Raw genomic sequence first — 25457 nt, forward strand, 5'->3', positions numbered from 1 at the left:
AAATCGATTAGCCTGATTCACTTTGTGCTGCAGGATTAATAAACTCAACTGCAATTTTCGTTAAATAAGCATCAGCAGCTTTCTCCTCAGCAAGACAATCTTTCAATAGCATTTTAGCTTTTGGATAATCCAGCTCTGCCAGTAAAGAGATTAAACTTCCATAACTAGCTATTTTGTAATGCGCAATCAGTTGAACGGCGTAAATTATTGCCGCATCTCTCAATGCAGTGCCGGTTTCTACTGTTTTTACTATAGAAGCTGCCTTTTCACTTAGAATTTCAATAATATCGCAATTCCCCTTCCCCACTTGCTGGTTCATGCTATCAAAAATGATATCCAGGCGTTGTACGCGCAAACTGGCCTCTTCTGACTGTGCGATTAATGCGCGTTGCAGTTCTTCAGTAAATGCGGCTATAGATAGTGCGGCGGCACAATTAATTAGTTTTTTTTCGGCTATATATAGATCTTGCAAACACTGAATAAAGAAATCTTGCAAGCCTTGCGCTCTGAGTTGATCTACCATAAGGCAATGATTTAATTTCTTTTAGGAACGGATCCTACAAGGATTAACGGTATTAAAACAAGCAGAACTCAGAAAAGTTTACGTAAATCACTTTTAGTTCCATAGCTTTGGAGAGATTTAAAATTCATTATGGCAGTATTACATAGAAAAGAAGAGAAAATAGAAGTTGTGCTCAGTAAGCTTCCAAAAGATTATACAGATGAACAATTTGTGGAAACTTTCATCCAGCTTTATTCAAAAGACTGGGGAAAGATCAAAGCAAATTACATCAAACAGTCACAGGATAAAGAGCCTGGAACAATTATTACTATGCCTAAGCCAGAGTTGTACTTAAAAAGTGTTTTAACAGTTTACCTGGAAAACAGAGACAAGAAAGGTTAGAAAATATAGGGTAGAAGTATAAGTGCCTTCATTTATACTTCTATCAATTGATTGCCTGTATGAGTTCAGGCCGGTTATTAATCACCCCTTTAATCACCGTTGCATTTACAGCTTTGTCTACTCTGTAGCAATCCATCAATTCATCCGGATAAGCTTTGCAAAGATTCAACAGATCGGGAGTTCCCAAATCTTTACTTAGCCAAAGCGCTTCTTCTTCCCTGCTGAGTATAACCGGCATTCTAAATTTAGGCGCATGGACTTTTCCCACGGTTTCATTAGCCTGCGTAGTCATAATGGTAAAGGAACGGTAGACTTCTCCTGAAAACTGATCTTTCCACTGGCTCCAAAGTCCGGCAAAAGCAAATAAATCCCTATCCTTCAACACAAAACGATAAGGCAAAGTTTCTCCGGTTTTTTTGTCCCATTCATAAAAGCCATCTGCCAGCACTAAACAAGTTTTGCGATGTGTAATCAGTGGTGCAAACGTTTTTTTACCCATGATTTCTTCGGAACGTGCATTCAGCGTAGAAAAATCAAGTTTGGTACTTTGGGCCCAGTAAGGGACCAGTCCAAAATGCATCAGTTGTGCGGTATCAGGCTCATCAGCAGTAATTACCAATCCTTTTTGCGTAGGTGCAAGGTTATAGTTGGGTTTGTAACCGGCAGGAAATTTGACTTGATAACGGATTAATAAGTCCTTTTGGGCTTTAGTAAGCGTATAGCGTGCACACATTTTTATATCTTTGCGTAATGAGTTATAAAGTAACCAAATTTGAAGTTAATTTTGAGGGTAAACCTGTTCCGGTTGCTGTACATTCAGTGACCGATGGCGAGGAAACAAACCACATAGTTTCTATAGATGACCATGAGAATTTCGAAATCAAAATGACTAAAGAAAACAAATGGAAGGCTGATAATGGCACAGGAATCAATGAAGATCTTCTTGATTTAATTACCGCGCATTATCAGGCTCCTTAATTGCGTATCAGATCAGTTCATTTGCTTTGATATAGGCTGTAGCCGCTCTGAAGTCTTTAAATATCCGGTCAGCACTGGCAAGCTTCACATGACTTTCTTCTTCACCCTGAATGGCAAAACAAGTTAAATCAGCATTCTTAGCTGCTAATAACCCGTTCACCGTATCCTCAAATACCAGGCATTCATTTTTAGGAAATCCAATTCCCTGAACAGCAAGATTATAAGATTCCGGATCCGGCTTGCTTTTAGTCACATCGCTCCTGGTCACTAGTAGTTTGAAATATTTTCCAAGTCCGTTTTTCTTAAACAATTCGTCTACATCAGGTCTTTTACTCGCTGTAACGAGGGCCATGGCCATACCTTTTGTTAAAAAGAAGTCCATTGTTTCGGCTACATATGGCATCAATTCAATGGTACTCGTCCTTAAGCGCTCATTAGTCAGCTCTTCTTTCCTGGTAATCAACACCTCCAGAGGCGATGCTATTTCATATAACTCTTTTAACCTTTTAGCATTTCCCGGCAAAGGGATACCGGCAAAGTTCAGAAGGAAATCTGAGTATTCGAGCTGAACATCAGATTCTGCTAATATCTCATTCCATACCCGGTAATGAAAATGTTCTGAATCTACAAGTGTACCGTCTAAATCAAAAAGCAGTGCTTTAAATTTCGTCATCAATAAGGTTATTTTTTACTGTTCAGTTTTATCCAGGCTACAAGGTCGTTGATCAATGTTTCAGACACGCTGGATGCCGTTGCATATTGACTGATATCGCCTTTTTCTACCTGAGAACTTAGTAAATGGTTCAAATCAGGATATAATTTCAAGGTTACGTTCTTCTTTTTATTCAGTGCAGCGTCCCATAAATCATAGTCACGGGTTGAAACCTGAAAATCGTTACCTCCTTGTACAACCAGCATACGTTGTTTGTTTATTTTTTTTGCAACCTCTACCTGATTGTATTTATTCAGATCGATCCAGTAAGATACTGGCAAACCTAAAATCGCAGAGTCAGCTTTCATATTACCCAAAGCAACCAGCCTGGTTCTTTCCAGCTCTTTATTGATAGCAGCAAACTTAGCTTTGGTAGCCTGTGTAGTATCCTTAGTTGCATTGAATACATCTTTTTCCTGTTCAATGATTACATCAGTAAAACTTCTGGCTGGAGCAGCTGCCAGGATTAATCCACTTAATTCTGGTGCCAGGCCAGCTATTCTTGGGGCCAGCATTCCCCCAAGGCTATGCCCCATCAGGTAAATTTGTTTTTTATCAATATCAGGAATTGTAGCAGCCAGGGCTACTGCCGCCACTGCATCATCAATCACTTCTTCCTTTACCGTGAATGCTTTTCCAAATTCACCGCTATAAATTCTTGTTCTTTTGACATAACGTATGCTGGCTATTCCTTTTGCAGCAAAACCAGCAGCCAGATCTTTGAAAGGTTTGTTTGGGCCTACTGTTTCATCCATATCGCCAGGCCCGGAACCATGTACCAGGACTACAATTGGAAAATTCTTTGTATTTTTTGGTGTAGTTAATATTCCAACCAGGCTATGCCCTGGAGTCTTTACATAAATTTCTTTTTCTGCATATAAGGTGGTATCTGCATAAGCAGGATTCAGATATTTTGCTTCTGATTTATTGGGTGCAGGAGTAAAACCGATCATATTTCCAGCTTTATTGTAGATCAGCCTGAATCCTTGCGTAGCATTCGCAAATTTTCCGTCCACAATAACAATAAAAAAGTCGCCATTAACTTTACTTTCAACACCGTTTGCAGATTCAAATTTCCCTAGTTTCTCGTTAAAAACACCCCAAAGTTTCTGTAAATCTTCGACAGAAACTTTTGCGGATACGCTTGGATCAAAATATGCCTGTGCTTCGGTAAATTTCTTTTGATTCATCAGGTCAAAAAAGTCGGTAGAGCGGTTAAACAGTTTAATAATATCTTGCGAAAATGACAAGGTAGAGAACAGCATTGCAAAGATTAGTAGCGTAATTTTCTTCATGTAATTGATATGGCTTTAAAATCAAAGCTAACATATTTTTGACTTAAATATCACGCTCTTCATGAAAAAATCAAGTACCTTGGAGTAAGTGCATTTTTCTTATTACTTAACTGAATTATGCATATTTATGATTTGAACTTAGAAATATGACAACGAAGAAAAAAATACGTGTATGTGTTGCAGGAGCAACTGGCTGGGCCGGTTCAGAACTTTGTAAGGGGATTGTTTTAACAGCCGATCTGGAATTAGTTTCAGCAGTATCGCGTAAAAGTGCAGGTAAAGATTTGAACGAATTGCTGAACTTATCCAACAAGCAGAAGATTCCTGTTTTCGGAACAATAGAAGAGGCTTTGGCTATTCCCTGCGATGTTTTAGTAGAGTATACAAAGCCTGATATTGCAAAGCATCAGGTAATTACAGCCATTCAGCATGGAGTTAACGTTGTAGTCGGGGCATCAGGGCTTTCTGATGCAGACTATGAGGAGATCGGTGCGGTAGCTGATGAAAATAAACAAGCTGTACTTGCTGTTGGGAATTTTGCAATTAGTGTGGTATTGTTAAACAAGTTTGCAGAAATGGCTGCGAAGTACATGCCGAACTGGGAAATTATTGATTATGCAAGTGACGCCAAGGTAGATTCCCCAAGCGGAAGTACGCTGGAACTTGCAAACAAGTTAGCTAAGGTTAGCGCATCCAACAAGACTATTCCGATTGAAGATACAAAAGGAATTAAGGAAACCCGGGGTGCAGACATCAATGGAATGCAGGTACATTCGGTGAGGTTACCTGGTTATGTAATTGCGCTGGAAACTATTTTTGGAATGGAGGATGAAAAACTGATCCTTAAGCATGAGGCTGGAAATAGTGCAAAACCTTATGTTCAGGGAGCCTTATTAGCCATCAGGAAAGTTGATACTTTTACGGGTTTGAAAAGAGGTTTGGACAATGTAATGGACTTTAATTCATAACTATTCCCTTTACTCCTGCCCGATATTTAAGAATTCAACAGTTGGTTCTATCAGGAATTGGCTAAACGTGCAGGTGAAGAGAAAGTTCTGGCTAAAGAAGATATAATAGCAATTAAAATATTTGGAATTATGCTTAAATAATACTTAGATTTATGATATCAATTTAATATCATTTAAATACTATATTTATGAAAGTAGAAAAGATCGTTACGCCCTTTAATGGTTATCTGGTTATCTTCCTTTTAATTGCTACTGCGGGTTTATTAGCTTATGCCATAAGTGACCAGCAAATTATCCTGATTATAGCCTGTATTCCTATATTTATTATTTTGGCTAAGGGGTTAATTATTGTCAGCCCAAATAGTTCAAAAGTGTTGCTGCTTTTTGGGAAGTATAAAGGGAGCATTAAACATAATGGGATGTTCTGGATCAATCCATTATATACCAGGTTTAGTTATTCCCTGCGTGCGAGAAACTTTGAAAGTGAAAAAATCAAGGTGAATGATAAAATGGGAAACCCGATTCTGATTAGTGTAATCTTGGTCTGGAGAGTGAAAGATACTTTTAAAGTAGCTTTTGAGGTAGACAATTATACTACATTTATCAAAATACAAACAGATTCAGCAGTAAGGAAACTGGCGGGTTCTTTTCCATATGATCATTTCGAAGACGAAACGGCTACGATTACTTTAAGTACAAACTTTGATGATGTAAATATTTCGCTGGAAAAAGAGTTGGCAGAAAGACTTGACATTGCGGGTATAGAGGTTATAGAATCAAGAATCGGATATCTGGCTTATGCCCCTGAGATTGCACATTCTATGCTGAGAAGACAACAGGCCTCTGCTGTGGTTGCAGCGCGTCACAAAATTGTGGAAGGTGCTGTCGGGATGGTAGAAAGCGCACTTAAACTGTTGGCTGATAAGAAAATCATTGAGTTTGATGATGACAGAAAAGCAGCGATGGTCAGTAATTTAATGGTTGTCCTTTGTGGTGATAGCGAGACAAAACCCGTTATCAATACCGGGACATTAAATCAATAAATATGTCAGAGAAAAAATCATTTGCGTTAAGGATAGATTCAGAAACGATGAAGGCTATAGAGAAATGGGCTGCTGATGAATTTCGTAGTGTTAATGGTCAGATTGAGTGGATGCTGAATAATAGCCTCAAAAGCGCAAAAAGAATAAAAGTAAAAGGAGCACAAAAAGATACTCCTGAACAATAACGAAAACAAGAACCGGAAAATATATGACCGCACAATCAATTCAAAGACTACAATACTTATGTAATACGATACCTCAGCTTTTGAATGAAATTGACGCTCCTGTATTTTCCTTAAAACCCGCTCCTGCCCAATGGAGTAAGAAAGAAATCATCGGTCATCTTATTGATAGTGCTGTGGCTAATCATAAGCGTTTTGTAAGAGGACAGTTTGAAGATATCCCAAGAATCACATACGACCAGAACAGTTGCAATACCTATAATTATTATCAGCAAATTGATGGTAAGCAAATCATTTCTTTCTGGACGGCTTATAACAATCAAATCTTAGCATTGATTCAACTGATGCCCGAAGCCGCACTAGAGCGGTTATGTTTTACCGGAGAACAAAAGTGTGTATCCCTGGCCTTTTTATTCGATGATTATGTGCAACATTTAGAGCATCACTTGAAACAGGTGGTACCTTATTAAGCTTTTGCAAACTCATAAATTTGCGTTACAGCAATGAATAACCCCTTTTTCCCTATTTAGATACCCTGATAAATCCGAATTCACATTGACAAAATAGCTGTTCACGTAATAAAATAGCACAACTTATAATATATCCCTATTATTAAGAATAAACAAGGTTAATCATGGGAAATCTATCAAAAGCTATATTGGTAACCGCCACTTTAGAAGTCGCTCTACTTTTATTGGTATTCTTTATTAAGTTAACAGATGGAGCCTTCCCCTTTTATAATTTAGCGCTCGTTACGGGTGAAACCATAATGGTTGTTTTAATAAGTCTGATAGGCATCTTAATAGTTAAATCAATGAAATCAGATTTTCGGATAGACAACTGAGCTTTCCATTATTAAATGATTTGAGCTAATGCGTAAGTAAACGACTATATTTGGCGCTCTATTCAATTTAATCATCACAATGGATCCACTGCCCGATACAATTATTAATTTGTTAAACTATAGCTACTCCATGGCGAAAGCCCTTCTGGAAGACCAAGGCGAATTCTATCCCATAGGGGTTTGCATCGATCAGGAAGGAAAAACTATGCAAAGATTAAGCAAAGACGATACTGAAGACCTCCCGCTTGCAAATGTATTAGTAGATCAGATAAAAAATGATTTCACAAATAGCTTATCAGCTGGAAAAATCATTGCTTATTCAATCGTTTATGAGGCTACGATTACTAATCAGCAATATCCGGAGCCAACAAATGTACTGATCGCCAAATTCAGTGGCATAGATAGCAATTCTGCAGGGTCTTGTTTCCTGCCTTACAAGATCACCGGTAAAGCAGTAGAGTTTTTAGTACCCTGGCTGGAATAAGTCCAATCCTTTTCAGATTTGACCATACTAGGCTTTATAGATTTAGCGTATATTTAGCTACAACCCTTTTTTATTATAGAATTGTCAAAGAATTACTGAGGAAAAAGTATATCAAACATTACGAATATTTTCCCCTTTAGTTATCTTTGCAAAAAACACACGAAACAATGAGCGAAATTAAACAGTACCCAGTCCTGAAACATATTGTAAATGTAATTAAGAATGCAATTGCAGATTCTAAAGTTGATGCGCAATCACAAAGCGTTTCAATTATAAAAGATGGGAATGATTCAATTCACATTAAACAATTATTTGATAGCACTGATGAAAATATCGCTACAATTTTCATTACTGATAAAAAAGAAATATTATTCAGTGAAGATCTATTAGAAACCCTGCAAGACATAGAAGATAGCGCTAAAGGTGATGCAGCACTAAAAAAAGCATTACAAGCTGCTACTATCATTGTAAATGACCTGACTATTGAAACAGATTTTATATTTCAAGCAGTTAAAGAATCATTCAATGAACTAAGTGATAGTTATGAATTTTTAAAGACAACAGAAAAAAATATAGAGGAACTTGCTGCTCAGTTTAAATTTGGTGACAACAGATTTGATATTAAACTTAAAAACGAGCCGGAAGTAATCCGCATCGAGGCTCAGGTCAATGCTGCTGTAACTCCAAAAGTTAAAAAGATTATTGAAGCAGATGTTTTGAAGATTGAACAAGGTTTGACTAAAATGTTCAAAGGAGAAAAATAAGCTGAAGATGGGATCAGGTGGTTAATGTTCTGATCCTGATAAAATTTTAAAGGCACCAGCTTGTTTAGCTGGTGTTTTTTTTTTATCCAGGTCAATATGGCATTGTCCTTCTTAAAAATCAACCCGTCCCGTGTTTATCATCATGAATGTATAATTATATCATTTTGGCTTCACTTTATAAGTCCTCAATGCGTGATCAATCTGGCTCTGTTCTGATGTATTTATACTATGGATGGGATTAAAATGAAACATCAATGCGAATAATGTGGATATAAGACTGCCATAAATAACCAGGTTAGCAGGGTTAGATATGGGTTATACTAAAGATGAAGAAAAATTAATTTGTCATTCATGTGCGGTTCATGAGGTACCTTTAATTTTGAGGTATAAATTTAAAAATCATGAAAAATCAAATCAATAAAACCTGGTTAACAATGTTGTTATTATTAGCCGGCACCTACGCAGTAAATGCACAACAAGTAACACCACCACCTGCACCATCCCCTATCAAACCTGAACTATTGGCCAATGGTCCGCAACAGCCTCCCCGTCCACCAAGAGACGGTCAAAAGCCTGGCGATGACGAAGGGCCAATGGAAGTAGAAGCAGTAAAACTGACTACGATTAAAGGAACCGTGGTAAATCCTGTAGCTAACGAACGCTTTGAATATAATGGCCTTTTGATCAAAACCAATAGCGGTACAATGACCGTCATGTTTCCACCACACTTAGGTGAACAAATACTGGCTAAAGCAAAAAACGGATCAGTGATTACAATAACTGGTTTCGAGCGGACCAATCCCGAAGGTAAAAAAGAATTTCACCTGGTCAGTTTAGATGCGAATGGCAGCATTATTGCAGATGCACCACCTGTAGCACCACGAGCACCGGCTGCACAGGAACAAAAAAATATTACCGCTACTATAAAGGAGTTAAACTACTCCCTACGTAAAGATGTAAATGGTTTTACACTTTCATCGGGCGAAAGCGTAAACATACCTTCGCATATTGCAAGGCAATTAAGCAGCCAGCTTAAGGCAGGCGAAAAGGTTACAGTAAACGGATTTTTAGAACCTAAAAGACCGGGCGTTGTTTATAGCAGAAACATTGCTATAATCAGGCCGCAAACATTAACTATTAATGGCCAGGCATATTTAGTCAGATAATATACGTTAATGCTGTATGGAAATATTTTCATACAGCATTAACGTATATTATCCTATTACCAAAATTGCAAATGAAAATACTACTCATAGAAGACGAAGTTAAGCTGGCAGGTTTTATAAAAATGGCATTAGAACAGGCGGGATATGTTACCGATCATGAAACGGATGGTACAACCGGCCTGCAAAGTGCGATGATAAATAATTACGACCTTATTTTACTGGACCTGATGCTGCCTTCTCAAAATGGTTTTGATATCTTAAAGAACCTTCGTTCATTTGATAACCATGTGCCGGTAATTATGCTAAGTGCGCTGGGAAGTACAGATCAGATCATTAAAGGATTGGATGCGGGGGCCAACGACTATCTGAAAAAGCCTTTTGAAATGCAGGAGCTGCTGGCACGTGTAAGGGTTTTACAGCGGCAGCAAACGCCAAAAAGCAATGCTAAAGTAAAGGTGAATGATCTGGAGATTGATTTGCATACCCGCCAGGTGAAACGTCATGAGAAGCAGATTAATCTGAGTAACAGGGAATTTTTGCTCTTGGAATACCTCATGTTAAACCCGGATAAGGTAATCACAAAAGCACAGATGCTGGATAAAGTATGGAACATGAACTTTGATCCTGGCAGTAATATAATAGAAGTTCACCTGTACCAGTTGCGTAAAAAGATAAACGAAGGATTTGAGCACCAGCATATCCAAACCGTTATAAACCGTGGCTACACCTTAAAAACCATTGTATAGCTTTATGGACGGCTATTTTTATAAAGGACTTAAGTTTAAAATTGCATTGGTTTTCAGTGTAGTTTTCATTGTAATCAATGTGATTTTCAGTACTGTTATATACCGGTATTTTAAAAATACATACCTAAGCAATTATAACAAATATCTATATAACCGAGCTAAAACCATCGTTAACCGTACAGAAATTAATCCTGATCTGATTGCTTTGCCAGATTCGGGCGAATCGATCAGAATATTTTATCATGATAATGACCAGCGGCAGGTAATTGTGTTTCAATCACCTGGGGTTATTTCCAGGTTATCTGTTCCCTATCAACGTGGTGTGATAGACACCCTTGGGCAATATGGCGTTTATGTAATTAAGGAAGATTTTGATGGCCGTCCTGTTGAATTGCTTTTAACTGTATCTAATAAAGAGCTGGTTAGCAAGCTTAATCATTTATCCTTTTTAATGATCACAGCCACCCTTGTTAGTGTATTAGCAAGCGCTGTAATGGCCTACCTCGCAGCAGGATGGTTGCTCAGGCCAATACGTTCAATGGCTAAAGATGCTGCGCAAATCAATACCAGCCGGTTAAGTACACGTTTAAAAGTTTTGCCAACACACGACGAATTACAGCTGCTTACAGAAACTATAAATTCCATGATAGATCGCATTGCCAGCGAGCAGGAACTGCAAAACAATTTCTTTGCAGCGGCATCACACGAACTGCGTACTCCACTTGCTAATTTACAGGCAGAAACCGAACTTTATCTGGGCGAGAGTAATAATCAGGAGAATAGAACCCTGTTTATGAGTCATTTGGAAGAAATTAATCGCTTGCAGGAAATTGTTGAGCAGTTTTTACTCATCAGCCAATTTAAACACCAGGGGCTAGCCATTAATAAAAGACCGGCAGACGTATCCGACCAGCTGCTTAAAGTATTTACACGCAACAGGTTTTTAGCAGAAAGACTTCAAATAAATGCTAAGCTGCACTTTGCTGAAAATATTAAAAATTTTGAGATATATGGAGATGGCGATAAACTGGAAGTAGTATGGCAAAATTTGCTGCAGAATGCGCTTAAATATGCACAGAAAGGATCACATGTACTTTGTGAAGTCACTCAGGAAACATCGCAGCTCAATATCACATTTAAGAATAAGGTGATGGATAAACAGTTTAATGTTCAAAGTCTGACAGATGCATTTACAACTAATCGTGCTCCGAATTCCGGTGCGGGCCTTGGCCTTTGGTTAGGTAAGCAAATAGTAGAGGCACATCATGGCACGCTTAAAATAGCTATTACTGATTATATATTTTCTGTTTCTGTTACTTTGCTTAACGAAGAGTAATATTTGAACTCTGAAAGATTTAAAGGGATAAGTCATAAACTTGTGGATTAGGGATTAAATACAACCTGTACGCCAAACTCAAACTGCTGCTTTAAAAATGAAATCGTCCAGGATTCCCCATGAAAATTTACCCGTTAAACTTCCCATAATAAATAAATGCCTTTCCACCAATGTAAGCTATTCGCGTTAAAGATTATCCTGATGCGTAAAAAATGTCCGTAATTGTCCGCAGCTGTCTGCAATTGTCCGCAGTTGTCCATGGGTTAGTCAAGGGGAAAATTATAATTTCATTAATTTTCAACTAGTTATGGTTTGGTTGTACCTGAGTGGTGGTCGGGATGACACCAGGTTGTAAACAGGCTGTAAGCATGGCAAGTCCATGTTGTTTCAACTAGTTGTTTTGACTTGGACTTGCCATGGACTCAACTTGCTCTTACCTTGGTCTTACCCTAACGAGTACCCGACCAGTACTCAGGCAGTACCCGGCCGATATAGCTTTATTATTTAGCTATTTTGAATTTATTTACGAACAGCCCGGCCTTGTTTCGGCTGAGTCATTCCCCTATAAATTGAAAGCTTTCAGCGCAAATTCCACAGGCATAAGAGCATCCGTGATAGCAAAGACTTTCTGTTGAGCGTGTCAAAAATTTATGCTTAAAAAAGAGAGAAATCAGAAAGGTGATTTACACTACCAATGCAATCGAAGGAATGCACCCATAGATCCGTAAAATTACCAAAACAAAGGGGGCTTTCACTTCAGATCAATCACTATTAAAACTTCTGTATTTAGCCTACAGGGACTTTTCTAAAAATGGACGATGCCGATGTGGAACTTGGGCTTGACAATGTCGCAACTCCATATTAAATTTGGTGATAGATTAAAAGCCTTCGGCGACTTCTTCCTGGGTGGGGCTGATCGCCTCCACCCAGGAAGAAATGGTGTTGACACAGTTCACTTTACACTCCCAGTTTTATTTTAACACTTTATAAGCAATATAATTGACTATAAAAATTGAAAATACTAAAATTAGTAAGTCATAAATAAAGAATTTTAGATAGAATCCTAATTTGGCATATTCAGAAGGATTACTAAGCTTTCCCTCAGTGTATTTGTAGAAGGTAAACGGAAAACCATAAATATCATAACCGTCCACTTTCGCTTCATTCTTAGAAAAGATAAATGTCAGCAAAACAAAAACTACAATTACTAATGTGCTCAAGATTATTTTAGTCTTCATCTTTATCTATTTAGGTTTCCAGATCTGTAATTATCAATTATAACATCAATTTGACTAGGAACTATGGTGGTACTCGTTGCATCATGACTATACCTGCTATCACCACTAAACATTACATTTGTACTATCTTTTGTACGCTGCCTTTTTACTGGAAAATATTGCCTGGGATCATTTCCATAAGCATAGTGTGAATTTACGTGCAACAAACCTAATGTATGTCCAAATTCATGAGGTATTGTGCTATTATCCAATCCTTTAATAATATTGGGTACAAATTTCAAATTTACTTCTACTTCGTTGCCACCGATCTTATTAGCTCTGCCATAAAACTTAGCCATCTCTCCAATATTAGGTACAATATTCAGCAGATGTTCATTATTAATTCTTTGGCTTACGTTAGATATAATTCTCACTTGTACCCTTATAGAGACAGTAACTAATTTTTTGATTGGTAAAGCAACATTCCTACTTGGAAAATTATCTAATCCGCTTCTAACAGTTTTAAAATTATGAGTATCCTTTAAATAAGTTACCTGATATGTATGTTTTAGTTGTCTAGTGACTACATTACCTAATTGATTAAGGTTAATCCCTTTATCAGAAGTAGAATTGCAGATTGCCAGATTAAGACTAATATCAACCTGAATTGAATGTGTAGACTCTCTAACCTCTATACGCCAGCCACCTGATTTACCCATAATTTAATTATTATTCACAAAAAATGTTCTATATATAAAATATATATCAACAATTAAGCCTTAATTTACCAATGAAAATTCAACTTCCAATAAGTCTTCAATACTTTCTTCAAAATTCGGACTATTGATTACAATCGACAACAGATTATCACAATCCAAACTATTACTTACCAGCCACCCAACATTGGCCTTAGTATATATTGTATCGTATTTATTGACAAATTGAAATTGATTTAACTTTTTTAATTCTTTCATTCTTATAAATTTTATAATTTTAAGCTGCTATTTTTCTGGTAATTTTCTCTTTGAATTTTATAATTTTCAATTCATAATCTTCACATTCAATATCTTCATATTTCACAAATAAATTGTATATTATTGATTATAATGCTTTTATGCCCTATTGCTGAAACAGCAAAGCGATCAATTAGCGTTGGACATCGACATCTGTTAAAATCGCTGTAGCGACCTCAAAATCATTGCAATTTTGAATTAAAATCTCACCAGATGAGTGTTGAATTAATTTTCATCAGCCTCGATAACTGGTAACGCACAAATGGGACTACTAACGTCTCTAGATATTTCATCTAAATTAGACATAACCATTTCTGATGATTCTCTTTTGAATTTTGGGGTTATTCGGTGTTCAACCATTGCATCTAAAATTAGTTGCTCTGCGAATTCCAGATCAGCTTCATTATCACAATGTCTAATTTTTCACACAAAAATTCACACAAAAAATCGAAATTTCAGAATAAATAGACAACAAAATAAAAAGGGGGTAAAAATAAAAGTGAGTTTAAAGAGGTTTAGACATACAAAAGGTCTTAAAAAAAAGAAAGGGTTGTTCCATCCAGACACATCCCTATTCTAACCAAATATAAACCTGTATGAACGGGTTTTCTCTTTAAAATTCCGGCAGTGTTGCTGTCATTTCTAATGACTCATCCTAGATCCGGAAAATATTTACTGCTTATTTTCTGATACAAATATATACAACTTTTATATAGTGTACAAATTACACTAACAATTATTTTAAATAAAACATTTCTATGACGAATTAACGACAAATCGTGCTCTGCAATCAGGAAACAAACATTAAAAATTTGAGTTTAGCCCCTATTTACGACTAACAATTGAATTATATCTTCTTCGGTACCATCAAAAGGTCCATAAGATTCCATTTTTAGACTGGCCATAGCTGCACCAAACTCACCCGACTGCTGGATACCAACTCCTTTTACTCTTTGAGATAAATAACCTGCCATGTAAGTATCACCACATCCGGTTGCATCGACTTCAGCGACTGGTCTGAAAGCAGGGATATCATAAAACACACCATCTCCATAAATAACAGAACCTAAACTGGCCCTGGTAATTACAACTTCCTGAACACCCCAGTCCGTTAAAATCTTCACTCCCTCTTGAATACCCACAACTCCTGTTAAAACCTCCAATTCAGCTTCATCAGCCTTTACCGTATGTACATACTGAAGCGCTTCCTTTTTATCCTTCCAATCTATCGCACAAACACTTTGCCCCTTCACTTCACGCAGGTATCCCTGAACATCTAAAGAAACCCTGCTCCTGCCTGCTAACGCTTTGATCAGCTCTACTGGAATATCATTTGATAGCAATGGCCCCAAATGGAAAATCTTAGCGTCTACAGCCTTAAACTGCTCCACAGTAAACGGATCAGATTCCTGCAATACGCGCTGCGTCCGGTGATCCAGATTCCCTGTGTATATATTCTCGAAGTAAACGGTTTTTGCACTTGGAAAAACAACAACTTCAGTACCCTTTGTACGTAAATCCAATACAAATGGCATCTCACTCTGAGCTATAGCTGTAACCAGGCCATAATTTATTCCCATCTTACGGATAGCATTAGAGAAATAAAATGATGTTCCTCCTGCCATATGCTTTTCAGTAGTTGGCGTAACCACTCTGTCTAGCGTAATATGACCTACACAACAAATATCGTACATATACATTTATAATAATCCTGATCAGCTGAACCGCTAACAAGCCACAAATGTATCAAATGATTTAATTTGAAAGGATAAATTTTATTTAAACAGTTCAAAACTGTGTGACGCATCACACCAGAATTCATCCAGGGCAATGAGTCTTGGTTTGAGAAAAGAGATAATTTCAGGCCAGTCTTCTTCCTTAAAAATACTGACATCAGGTAATGTTTTATAAATCCTGCTTACAGGTTTATAATTTTCATCCAATAAATGTTGTTCCCACTCCCAATCTTCATTTAAATAGCCTTTTAGGATGTTTTTGAATTCCTTAAATTGTTCAAATAGAAGTTCCTGAACCCCAGTATCAGGGTGAGAAAGCTCAATTGCAATAAAAGCAGACTTGTTGTCTGCATGCAATTTAAAATTCAGGTGCTTAATGCCGGTCTTGTAATTTATCCAGTTAATCCTCATCCCCTCAGCAGATAGCTGGGGGGCAATATACTGGCCAAAGGCCGTCCAGAAAGCCTGTTTCAGTTTGGAAACCTGATCCTTAGAATACATTAAAAATTATAATCCTTTCAGCAGTAAATTAACCTTTATCTTTTTGTAAGATCAACATCTTATCTTCTTGTAAACGCTGCGCCTGCCCATGTTCAACCAGCGCTAACTTATTGTAATGCGTCTCTAAAAAATCTGTCTTGGAATCTTTGAAAGATTTAACCGCTCCAATCGCGTACATAAAACGGATATAATACCAGGCGATATCTACCTGATGAGGTAAAAACCCAGTTCTTGCGCTTTTTGGATATAAATGGTGGTTGTTATGCCACTCTCCGGCAACTATGCCCGGCCAAAGCTGGTTAATAGACATGTCCTCGCGTGAGAAATCATAATTATCTCTGCGCATATCCTTGCCCTTACCGTGTCCTTCGTAATTGAAAGTGCGGACACCTACTGCCCAGATACCTGCAGCACCAAAAACAGTACAAGCTAAACCAAAACCACCAATTAAGAACAGTATACCAAACCAAAAACCCCAGTTTAAAGCCCAGGCAAGAACTGTCCTTGCCGGATTAGCGATAGATCCCCATTTTAAATATTGCGCATAGGTATTCGGCTGAACACCCGTATGCTTCATTAACCTTGCCGCGCGGTGATAATCTCTTTCACATAAATCTTTCGCTATCGGCTGATGGTTAACATCCGCCAAAAAGCAATATAAAAACCCACCAGAAGCATTATAAGGATCACCAGGCGCATCAGACTTCGCATGGTGCACATGATGTGAAACCACATAGATTTCTTCCGGAATCATAGAGATGGTCAGGTTTTGCGTAATAAAGCGCCAGAATCTGTTACTGAATGCATAAGCATTATGCGTACAGAACCGGTGATGCCATACAGTTCCATGGGTACCCATAATAATCATACTATATAAGAAAGCAACGATTAATAAGCTCCAGCTAAAATATTCAAAGATAAAAAAGTAAAGAAAAGGGATAGTAATGATAACTTTTGACCAGCTCATTAATGGCAGCCAGTTTTTCTTACTTTTAAAAATGTTCAGACGTTTAAAAAATTCCTGCAACAGCTGACGAGTCGTCGGCTTCGATAAATTACCATTAGCATCAGCCCATCCATAAGTTGGCGGATCCAATACTATACTCAAAAATGCCATAGGCTATAATTAGTTTTTCCTGTGAAAGTACGTCAGATTTTTCACAAATCAGCTACTATATAAAAAATTATTACAGCTAACGGTCACTTTCAGGTAATTTCACCATTATTTTCTAGTATTATTTTAAACATATACCTACTTTCGGCCACTTATTAGCTTTCTGGAGTAATCAACTCCCCCGGGCATAACAAAGATCAAGGATACACACACAAAATGAACAAAGCAACAAACCGCAAACAGGACGCATTAGCTTATCACGCTGATGGCCGGCCAGGTAAGATTGAAGTCGTACCTTCCAAGCCAACAAATTCACAACGAGATTTAGCACTTGCTTATTCACCTGGAGTAGCGGAACCCTGTATGGAAATATACAGAAACCCGGATGATGTTTATAAATATACAGCTAAGGGTAATTTAGTAGCAGTAATTAGTAATGGAACCGCAGTATTAGGTTTAGGAAATATTGGTCCTGCAGCGAGTAAACCAGTGATGGAAGGTAAAGGATTGTTATTTAAAATCTTTGCTGACATCGATGTTTTCGATTTAGAGATCAATGCGACTACTGCTGATGAATTTGTAAACGTAGTTAAAGCCTTAGAACCAACTTTTGGAGGTGTAAACCTGGAAGATATTGCTGCGCCGATGTGTTTTGAAATCGAGCGGCGCTTAAAAGAAGAAATGAACATCCCGGTCATGCACGACGATCAGCATGGAACAGCAATTATTACCAGTGCAGCCTTATTAAATGCCTGTGAATTGCAGCATAAAAAAATAGAGAAAATAAAGCTGGTCGTAAGTGGAGCTGGTGCTGCGGCAGTATCCTGCATCAAACTATACCTTAAATTGGGTGTCAAAAAGGAAAACATGCTGGTATTCGATAAGGATGGCATCGTGAATATTGACCGTACCGACCTTGATCCAATGCGTATGGAGTTCGCTACGCCAAGGAAAGATATCAGCACTTTAGCTGAAGCAATGAAAGGTGCAGATGTATTTTTAGGGCTTTCTGCTGCTAATGTAGTATCAGTAGAGATGGTACAGTCAATGGCTAAAAACCCTATTGTATTTGCATTAGCGAACCCTGATCCTGAAATCGCTTATGATCTTGCAATCAACAGCCGTAAAGATATCATTATGGCAACCGGACGTTCTGATTTCCCTAACCAAGTGAACAATGTATTAGGGTTTCCATATATCTTCCGCGGTGCACTTGATGTACGTGCTACATCGATTAATGAAGAAATGAAGCTTGCTGCAGTGAGAGCAATTGCTGAATTAACCAAACTTCCTGTACCAGAAATTGTACACCTTGCTTACAAAGCAAAAAACCTGAAGTTTGGAAAAGACTATATCATCCCAAAACCTATTGATTCAAGATTAATTGGTATTGTTTCTACTGCTGTTGCCAAAGCGGCGATGGAATCTGGTGTTGCCCGTAAACACATTACAGACTGGAACGCTTACCAGGAAGAATTGCAAGTCAGATTAGGTGCTGACGATAAAATTCTGAGAAACCTTGCCAGCAAAGCAAAATCTGCCCCTAAACGTGTGGTATTTGCTGAAGCTGATAACTATAAAATATTAAAAGCAGCACAGATTGTTAAGGACGAAGGTATTGCAACTCCTATTTTATTAGGTAATGTGGCCAAAATCCAGAAAATCATGCTGGAACATGGAATTGAATTCGGTGAAATTGAAATCATTGATCCATGGCAGGGAACCGAGGAATCTGATCAATATGCAGCGCACCTTTTCCAAAGACGTCAGAGACGTGGCATCACCCTTTACGAAGCAAAGAAACTGGTACGTGACCGTAACTATTACGGAGCAAGTATGGTAGAATTCGGACAAGCTGATGCCCTGATCTCTGGATTGACTAAAAACTACAAATCGACTCTGAAACCTGCATTACAGGTTATCGGTACTAAACCTGGCGTTAAGAAAATCGCTGGTATGTATATGATGCTCACTAAAAAAGGGCCTGTATTTTTAGGAGATACGACTGTAAATCCTGATCCTACAGCGTTGGATATGGTTGATATTACCGGAATGATCAACGAAACTATCAAAGAATTCAATATCACTCCGCGTATTGCCCTGTTATCTTACTCAAACTTCGGTTCTAACACTGGCTCCGTTCCAGATAAGATGAGAGTTGCAACTGCTTTATTGAAAGAAAAATATCCTGATATGATTGTAGACGGTGAAATGCAAGCTAACTTTGCGATGAACGCAGAATTGCTGCAAAGTAATTATCCATTCTCCAGCTTAAAAGGCGTTCCTGCAAATACTTTGATCTTTCCAAACTTAGAATCAGGAAACGTTGCCTATAAATTATTACAGGAACTTGGAAATGTAGAAGCAGTAGGCCCGATTCTTTTAGGCCTGAACAAACCAGTACATGTTTTACAAATGGACAGTTCTGTTAGAGAAATTGTGAATATGATTACAATTGCTGTAGTTGACGCACAATAAAACGATCACTAAATATAAAAGCCTCAGCTGATTTTGAATCGGCTGAGGCTTTTATATTTAACTATATGAGGCTTCCCTTTGAACTAATAGAGGTTATTTGCTTAAAAACAAATCACTGCTCAGGTACCGGTCTCCCCTGTCGCAAGCTATAAAAACAATTACCCCTGAAGTTAATTCAGAAGCCAGTCTAAGCGCACAAGCCAAAGCCCCACCGCTGCTCATTCCAGCAAAGACACCTTCTGCTTTGGCCATTTTCCTGGTATATTCCGAAGCTTCATCCTGTGAAACGTCCATTATTCTGTCTACCCTTGACGCATCAAATATTTTAGGCAGATATTCCTTTGGCCATCTTCTGATACCAGGGATTGAAGAGTCTTCTGTAGGCTGACAACCCACAATCTGAATTGCCGGATTCTTCTCCTTTAAATACATAGAATTCCCCATTATACTTCCTGTAGTCCCCATAGAACTCACAAAATGCGTAATCTTATGTTCAGTATCTTTCCATATTTCAGGTCCTGTCGACTTATAATGTGCCAGATAATTATCAGGATTTGCAAATTGATTTAACAAAAAATACCCAGGTGTAACCCCTTTTTCCTCTGCATAATCCCTGCACTTCTCAATAGATTCCAGTAACGTAACTTTTGCACCGAATGCTTCCATGGTGAGTGTACGCTCTCTTGTAGAGTTCGAAGGCATAACCAGTTCAATATCCAGCCCATAAATAGCAGCAATCATTGCCAGCGCAATACCCGTATTTCCACTGGTCGCTTCCACTAATTTCGTCTCTTTCGTAACTTCACCGCGTTCCATTGCACTGCGGATCATATTTAAAGCAGCCCTGTCTTTAACACTTCCACCAGGATTATTTCCTTCCAGTTTAGCAAAAATCCGAACTGCCGGATTAGGGTTTAGCTTTGTAATTTCTACTAAAGGCGTATTACCTATGCAATCTATTAATGTTCCCATGCTTAAATTCTGCTTTTTGTTTCTATCACTTTCATTGCCGATTGATGGTATACCGTGGAATTTGACGGAACACTTTTAGTCAACCACACATTTCCTCCGATCACACTATTTTCTCCAATCACCGTATCCCCACCTAAAATGGTTGCACCCGAATAAATGATCACATGATCACCAATAGTAGGATGTCTTTTCGTATCCGCCATGAATTTCTCCACGCTGAGCGCCCCAAGCGTAACATTCTGATATAACTTTACATGGTTACCAATTTTCGTTGTTTCCCCAATCACTAAACCTGTTCCATGATCGATGAATAAATACTCCCCGATTTCAGCACCCGGATGGATATCAATACCCGTTGCCGAATGTGCATATTCAGTCAGTATCCTTGGAATTAACGGGATACCCATTTTTAATAACTTATGTGCTATTCTATAGATTGATATAGCCAGAAATCCAGGATAAGTCCGGATGATTTCAAATTCACTTCTTGCTGCCGGGTCACCACTCAGCGCAGCGGTAACATCTGTATTCATTTGGCGGAATAACGCTGGAAGCTCATTGTAAAAAGTCTCCGCAATCACATGATGATTGCAGGTTGTACAAGCCTTTGTCTTTTGTAGAATATGAAGTAGTTCTTGTTCAGAATGACCAAAATACTTTTTAATTTCCTCTAAAGTATGGCTTGGATTAGTTAACCGTTCGGGATAAACTAAATTAAGCAGGCTCACAGCCCATTCCGCAATTTCAAGGTTGGAGGGTACGGCTTCAATCTGGCTTTGTTTGTTATAGATATGAAGATAAAATTCTTCGTTCATTATAGGTGGATTTTAAATGTTTAAGATACGTGATTTGCCATCACATAGATATCAGCTTTTTTTGATAAAATAATTTGATTCTTTTCTAACGCCTCTTTGATTTTTTGATAGTTATCATAATAAACAGCCCAGAAGTTGCCATTTGGTGCCCATGCCCTCGCTAACAAGACTACTGAACTATCTTCCAGTGAAGAAACCAGTACTACAGGCTTAGGGTCTTTAAGGATTAACGCATCACTTTCCAGTACACCCAGGATAACCTTACGTGCACTATCAATATTCATATCAAAAGAAATACTAATCTTATACTCTGCCTGACGGATTTCATTGTCTGATGTATTATTAATTACAGCATTTGCCAGCGGGCCATTAGGTGCATAAATCGTTGTACCATTCCCAGCTTTCAAGGTGGTATATAAAATATCAATCTTCAATACTGTCCCGGAGACATTATTCGCAGCACTAATATTATGTCCAACCTTAAAGGGCTTAAAAAGCAAAATCAGAACTCCACCTGCAAAATTGGAAAGACTGCCCTGTAAAGCCAGACCAACAGCCAAACCGCCCGAAGCCAGCACCGCAACAAAAGAGCTCGTTTGTATCCCGATCATTGAAGCGCAGGAAATAACCAGTAAAATATAAAGGATAACCCTGATAATACTGACTAAAAACTCACTCAAAGAAATATCAACCGTATTGCGTTGAAAGTGCCGGTGGATAAAACCAAGAAACCATTTAATCAGCCAGATACCGGCTAAAAGAGTAACTACAGCAAGAATGAAGTTTGGCAGACTACTGATGACCTTTTCTGAAAAAACTTCTACATAATTTTCAATTCTATTCATTTGTCAATAAACGCAATGTTAATTAGAGGGGACTAAAAAAGAGCCTGTTTAAAATTTATCAGATAAACTTCAAACAGACTCTAAGATTCTTTAAAGATACGTATCTATTTTTTTGTTCAAAATCAAAAGGTATCATTGCTGCGTCACATCAGTAATATAGCCTTCAATTGCCCTAAGTAATGAATTCTACTTCGAAAGATGTCCCGGGATTAAGGACAAAAAAATGTGATTTCAAACTTCCGTCAATTGCTTCATCGATCTTTCGCCAGTCGAACTCCGCAACTGTCAAATCGCCTGGCACTTCAGTCATCCCACTCTTGAATACCATGTCTTTGGTTGAAAACAGCGGAATAAACTCCTTTCCCTCCCTCACAAAAGTCTGAAAATCGATCCCATTACTCAGCGGATCAAAGTCTTTAAAAAGGGAAGTGACCTTTGAAACCTTGATTTTCTCTACAAAACTCTTCTTATAAGTAGGATCGAACCATTGTTTCATGACCAGTACATTCAGCGGCTGAGGCTTGTCCTTTACATAAAAAGGGAAATTGCTCCCCTCAATAAAATCCAGTAATTCCGGTCGATCAACCGTAGAGGTATAAAACATGGAGACATCTGGCATAAATGTCTTTTTGATATGATGCGTCATCTTCTTCAACCCTTCCCCATCCCCCAGATGCGCTATCGCCAAAAATAAATCATTATCATCCTTTTCCTCATCATACAACAAACCAAAATAAGCCCTTAACACAGTTGGTTTACTTATAAATAAGTTAACCAGATTCTCTACAAACCCTATGTCAGTACCTCTGAAATAGGAAGAATGATCATCTCCGCGCTCATCAGCATCATTCTCATTGGTATTTAAAAAATCAAATAATCCCATATATATATATTTTCAGGGCTTTGGTTTATCTTATCAAACAGGACATTGATTACCAAACCATAGCATCTAATATATGGAATTATAAAAGGCAATAAAAAGGAATAACTTAGAATTATGACAACCAGTAGTTTTTTTTTCTGCAAGCTGTAAAAGCAGATAGTATTAAAAATACCATGGTTAAAATAATCAGCAATTTTTCATAGTTTAAGTTTAAACCAATTAACAGTTTACTATATGTATAAAAGTAACCTCAGCATAAACCAAAAAAAATAACAATAATTTGCTATTTTCTCCTAACTATCTCATCAATTGCTATTTTCTCCTAACTATCTCATCAATAAATAACAATCCTCTTTCACCTCCAAACCACCACATCAACCAACCGGATAATCAATTTTAAAAAACACAAGCTAATGTGAGGACCTTCGTTCCGAGCCTCTTCGGCGAAGGCAATGTCGGCCTCACATAGCTTATATTTTTTAAAATTTGATTACCCCTCCACAAACTCCCACGCACTCTTATACCCCTCAAACCCTTCCACATACCCAATAAACCCATTATAAAACTCCGACCTGGAAAGCGTCGCACTGTCCCCAATCACCACAAGCTTCTTCTTTGCCCTGGTAATCGCAACATTCATCCTTCTCACATCAGCTAAAAACCCGATTACCCCTTCACTGTTACTTCTTGTCAACCCTATATATACGATATCCCTTTCTTGTCCCTGAAAACTATCAATAGTATTCACAGCAATCTTATCCGCATACACCATTAACTCCGGCGCGTTCAATAAAAGCTCTTTTAATAAATACACCTGCTGCTTATAAGGTGAAATCACAGCAATAGTAGGAAAATCGGCCAAAGCCACCCCACTATCCTTCACCCTGTTCACCAACTGCGTCAGGTGCTTCATCAAAAACACTCCTTCCTCAGGATTTGTCGTACTTGTTCCCTCCAGCTTCTCCTCAAAACCACAACCCGCCGTATCCACAAACTCCACAGGTTCTTCCCCCTCCATCAACACCCGGGTAGCTACAGAAGCATGAGCCTTCATCTTATCCTCATAAAAAATCCTTGAAGAATACCCCATAATCTGCTCATTCATCCTGTACTGCTCCTCTAAAAGAACTACTGCCTCTGGATGTAAAGCCACACACTTTTCCAATAAAGTAGTACTCAACCCATTTCTTGCAGCCACATTAGACTTTACCGTAGGCGACAGCTGGCAATGATCTCCCGCAAAAATCACCTTCTTAGCTTTCAAGACCGGTATCCAGCAAGCAGGCTCAAGCGCTTGCCCAGCCTCATCAATTACTACCGTATGAAAATGACGGTTTCTGACCGTATAATGATTAGATCCCACCAAAGTTGCCGTAATCACCTGAGCCTTTGTCACCAGATCATCAATAATATATTGCTCAGTATTGCCCACCTCTTTCATAATCTTATGCGCCTCACTGAACAACGCCTTACGCTGTTCCTGCTCGGCCTTACCGAAATTACGCTTATACTTATGCGCCAGGTTTTTATACTCATTCGCTTGCTTCTTCAGGTTTTTCATCTCCTTCATGCTGCTATGCTCAGACATTTTACTATCCAGCGTTAAAGCTGTCAACCGCTCCGAAACCCTTGCCGGATTACCCACACGTAACACATTTAACCCCTCATCAGCCAACTTTTCACTCAGTAAATCGACTGCCGTATTACTCGGAGCAACCACTAAAATCTGCTGATGATCCTGTTTAATCAATGCTTTTATTGCCTGAACAAGCGTAGTCGTTTTACCCGTTCCCGGAGGCCCGTGAACAATGGCCAAATCAGTTGCAGACAAAATCTTGTCTACCGCAATCTGTTGTACCTCGTTCAAAGAAGGGATACGGTACAAATGAGTTTGAGTATTGAACGAAGGAGATAAATCACCCGTCAAAATTCTGACCAGCCTCCCATCTTCTTCCTTCTCAAAAGGGGAAGCTGCCATCTTAAGCGCATTCTGCATCTCATCATAACTATTGTTATCAAAAAGCACATCTAACCCTAACTTACCATCACGCGACCAATCAGGCAATTCATCCGTCCGTAAAGTAACCTTGATTTTATGACCAGACTGGTGAGAAACCACTCCCTCAACCCGGTCAACCTTTGGATCATGGTTAGAAAACAGCACCACTGATGCCCCAAACCGAAGCTGATGACTAATATCCAGATGAGAAGTACGCTCCATCTCTACCGTCAGATAATCACCCCGGCTCATCTCAGAACCTCTGATCGCAATCGGGTACCACGTTAAACCATTCGCCCGGCGATCTGCTACAGAAGAAGACTCCGTTAATTTTAAGTAAGCATTTTGATCTTCTTCACGTTCAGTTTTGAGTAAATCAAGCAGTTTTTTGAAATATTCCATTGTTGCAAAGGTAGCAGTTTACCTCAATTTTGACATTCAGTTGAAAAGCACCTCAAACAG

26 protein-coding genes and 1 pseudogene are annotated in these 25457 nt (G+C 38.3%); 13 read left to right on the forward strand and 14 right to left on the reverse strand.

Annotated features, from left to right (window positions below):
• Positions 1 to 7 precede the first annotated feature (7 nt).
• Positions 8 to 523: a DUF892 family protein gene (locus tag AY601_RS11655; RefSeq protein ID WP_068400999.1), complete on the reverse strand. Its 516-nt coding sequence runs from the start codon at positions 521 to 523 to the stop codon at positions 8 to 10.
• Between the two features lie 129 nt (positions 524 to 652).
• Here AY601_RS11655 and AY601_RS11660 point away from each other — a divergent pair, with 129 nt between their 5' ends.
• Positions 653 to 904, forward strand: a complete 252-nt coding sequence (locus AY601_RS11660) for a hypothetical protein (RefSeq protein WP_068401002.1) — start codon at positions 653 to 655, stop codon at positions 902 to 904.
• 43 nt (positions 905 to 947) lie between these two features.
• Here the strand turns inward: AY601_RS11660 and AY601_RS11665 are convergent, their stop codons facing one another.
• Positions 948 to 1637 carry an SOS response-associated peptidase gene (locus AY601_RS11665; RefSeq protein ID WP_068401005.1) on the reverse strand — a complete coding sequence of 230 codons (690 nt, stop codon included), beginning with the start codon at positions 1635 to 1637 and terminating at the stop codon, positions 948 to 950.
• A 17-nt stretch (positions 1638 to 1654) separates the two neighbouring features.
• On the opposite strand from AY601_RS11665, the gene AY601_RS11670 reads away from it, so the two are divergent.
• Positions 1655 to 1882 (forward strand): hypothetical protein, encoded by a 228-nt coding sequence (locus AY601_RS11670; RefSeq protein ID WP_068401008.1) that lies wholly within the window; start codon positions 1655 to 1657, stop codon positions 1880 to 1882.
• Positions 1883 to 1889: 7 nt separating this feature from the next.
• Here the strand turns inward: AY601_RS11670 and AY601_RS11675 are convergent, their stop codons facing one another.
• Both AY601_RS11675 and AY601_RS11680 read right to left on the reverse strand, forming a co-directional pair.
• Complete coding sequence (locus AY601_RS11675) at positions 1890 to 2555, reverse strand: HAD family hydrolase (RefSeq protein WP_068401011.1); 666 nt, start codon at positions 2553 to 2555, stop codon at positions 1890 to 1892.
• Positions 2556 to 2563: 8 nt separating this feature from the next.
• Complete coding sequence (locus tag AY601_RS11680) at positions 2564 to 3889, reverse strand: alpha/beta fold hydrolase (protein ID WP_068401014.1); 1326 nt, start codon at positions 3887 to 3889, stop codon at positions 2564 to 2566.
• 146 nt (positions 3890 to 4035) lie between these two features.
• Here AY601_RS11680 and dapB point away from each other — a divergent pair, with 146 nt between their 5' ends.
• The 10 genes and pseudogenes from dapB to AY601_RS26060 all read left to right on the forward strand — a co-directional run.
• A complete protein-coding gene (gene dapB, locus AY601_RS11685) occupies positions 4036 to 4857 on the forward strand; it encodes a 4-hydroxy-tetrahydrodipicolinate reductase (RefSeq protein ID WP_068401017.1) in 822 nt (273 codons plus the stop codon).
• Positions 4858 to 5045: 188 nt separating this feature from the next.
• Positions 5046 to 5900: an SPFH domain-containing protein gene (locus AY601_RS11690; RefSeq protein WP_068401020.1), complete on the forward strand. Its 855-nt coding sequence runs from the start codon at positions 5046 to 5048 to the stop codon at positions 5898 to 5900.
• Between the two features lie 2 nt (positions 5901 to 5902).
• Positions 5903 to 6085, forward strand: a complete 183-nt coding sequence (locus tag AY601_RS11695) for a hypothetical protein (RefSeq protein WP_068401023.1) — start codon at positions 5903 to 5905, stop codon at positions 6083 to 6085.
• A gap of 23 nt (positions 6086 to 6108) precedes the next feature.
• Positions 6109 to 6552 (forward strand): DinB family protein, encoded by a 444-nt coding sequence (locus AY601_RS11700; RefSeq protein ID WP_068401026.1) that lies wholly within the window; start codon positions 6109 to 6111, stop codon positions 6550 to 6552.
• A 504-nt stretch (positions 6553 to 7056) separates the two neighbouring features.
• Complete coding sequence (locus AY601_RS11710) at positions 7057 to 7410, forward strand: hypothetical protein (protein ID WP_068401032.1); 354 nt, start codon at positions 7057 to 7059, stop codon at positions 7408 to 7410.
• 167 nt (positions 7411 to 7577) lie between these two features.
• Positions 7578 to 8174, forward strand: coding sequence for a hypothetical protein (locus tag AY601_RS11715; protein WP_068401035.1), 597 nt, complete (start codon positions 7578 to 7580; stop codon positions 8172 to 8174).
• Positions 8175 to 8575: 401 nt separating this feature from the next.
• A complete protein-coding gene (locus AY601_RS11720; protein ID WP_068401038.1) occupies positions 8576 to 9340 on the forward strand; it encodes a hypothetical protein in 765 nt (254 codons plus the stop codon).
• Positions 9341 to 9411: 71 nt separating this feature from the next.
• Positions 9412 to 10086 carry a response regulator transcription factor gene (locus AY601_RS11725; RefSeq protein WP_068401041.1) on the forward strand — a complete coding sequence of 225 codons (675 nt, stop codon included), beginning with the start codon at positions 9412 to 9414 and terminating at the stop codon, positions 10084 to 10086.
• 4 nt (positions 10087 to 10090) lie between these two features.
• Positions 10091 to 11422 (forward strand): HAMP domain-containing sensor histidine kinase, encoded by a 1332-nt coding sequence (locus tag AY601_RS11730; protein WP_068401044.1) that lies wholly within the window; start codon positions 10091 to 10093, stop codon positions 11420 to 11422.
• Between the two features lie 669 nt (positions 11423 to 12091).
• A pseudogene (locus tag AY601_RS26060) lies at positions 12092 to 12303 on the forward strand (transposase); the annotation flags it as partial.
• Between the two features lie 359 nt (positions 12304 to 12662).
• On the opposite strand, the gene AY601_RS11740 reads toward AY601_RS26060, so the two are convergent.
• The 5 genes from AY601_RS11740 to AY601_RS11760 form a co-directional block, all read right to left on the reverse strand.
• On the reverse strand, positions 12663 to 13358 hold the full coding sequence (locus AY601_RS11740) for a hypothetical protein (RefSeq protein ID WP_068401051.1): 696 nt from the start codon (positions 13356 to 13358) through the stop codon (positions 12663 to 12665).
• 60 nt (positions 13359 to 13418) lie between these two features.
• On the reverse strand, positions 13419 to 13613 hold the full coding sequence (locus AY601_RS11745; RefSeq protein ID WP_068401054.1) for a hypothetical protein: 195 nt from the start codon (positions 13611 to 13613) through the stop codon (positions 13419 to 13421).
• Positions 13614 to 14470: 857 nt separating this feature from the next.
• A complete protein-coding gene (locus AY601_RS11750; protein ID WP_198163674.1) occupies positions 14471 to 15346 on the reverse strand; it encodes a PfkB family carbohydrate kinase in 876 nt (291 codons plus the stop codon).
• A gap of 81 nt (positions 15347 to 15427) precedes the next feature.
• The gene (locus AY601_RS11755; RefSeq protein ID WP_068401060.1) at positions 15428 to 15889 is read right to left on the reverse strand and encodes a DUF4268 domain-containing protein; all 462 of its coding nucleotides are present in this window, start codon (positions 15887 to 15889) and stop codon (positions 15428 to 15430) included.
• A gap of 28 nt (positions 15890 to 15917) precedes the next feature.
• Positions 15918 to 17006, reverse strand: a complete 1089-nt coding sequence (locus tag AY601_RS11760) for a fatty acid desaturase (RefSeq protein ID WP_068401063.1) — start codon at positions 17004 to 17006, stop codon at positions 15918 to 15920.
• A 213-nt stretch (positions 17007 to 17219) separates the two neighbouring features.
• Here AY601_RS11760 and AY601_RS11765 point away from each other — a divergent pair, with 213 nt between their 5' ends.
• Positions 17220 to 19481 (forward strand): NADP-dependent malic enzyme, encoded by a 2262-nt coding sequence (locus tag AY601_RS11765; RefSeq protein ID WP_068401065.1) that lies wholly within the window; start codon positions 17220 to 17222, stop codon positions 19479 to 19481.
• A 93-nt stretch (positions 19482 to 19574) separates the two neighbouring features.
• On the opposite strand, the gene cysM is transcribed toward AY601_RS11765, so the two are convergent.
• The 5 genes from cysM to AY601_RS11790 all read right to left on the reverse strand — a co-directional run bounded on the left by cysM (position 19575) and on the right by AY601_RS11790 (position 25397).
• A complete protein-coding gene (gene cysM / locus AY601_RS11770; RefSeq protein WP_068401069.1) occupies positions 19575 to 20453 on the reverse strand; it encodes a cysteine synthase CysM in 879 nt (292 codons plus the stop codon).
• 2 nt (positions 20454 to 20455) lie between these two features.
• Complete coding sequence (gene epsC / locus AY601_RS11775; RefSeq protein ID WP_068401072.1) at positions 20456 to 21268, reverse strand: serine O-acetyltransferase EpsC; 813 nt, start codon at positions 21266 to 21268, stop codon at positions 20456 to 20458.
• 20 nt (positions 21269 to 21288) lie between these two features.
• The gene (locus tag AY601_RS11780; RefSeq protein ID WP_068401075.1) at positions 21289 to 22113 is read right to left on the reverse strand and encodes a mechanosensitive ion channel family protein; all 825 of its coding nucleotides are present in this window, start codon (positions 22111 to 22113) and stop codon (positions 21289 to 21291) included.
• Between the two features lie 172 nt (positions 22114 to 22285).
• Entirely contained in the window at positions 22286 to 22996 is a 711-nt protein-coding gene (locus AY601_RS11785; RefSeq protein WP_068401078.1) for a hypothetical protein, read from the reverse strand.
• A 490-nt stretch (positions 22997 to 23486) separates the two neighbouring features.
• Entirely contained in the window at positions 23487 to 25397 is a 1911-nt protein-coding gene (locus tag AY601_RS11790; protein WP_068401080.1) for an AAA domain-containing protein, read from the reverse strand.
• Positions 25398 to 25457: the final 60 nt, after the last annotated feature.

The organism is Pedobacter cryoconitis (genome assembly GCF_001590605.1).
Taxonomy (GTDB): Bacteria; Bacteroidota; Bacteroidia; order Sphingobacteriales; family Sphingobacteriaceae; genus Pedobacter; species Pedobacter cryoconitis_A.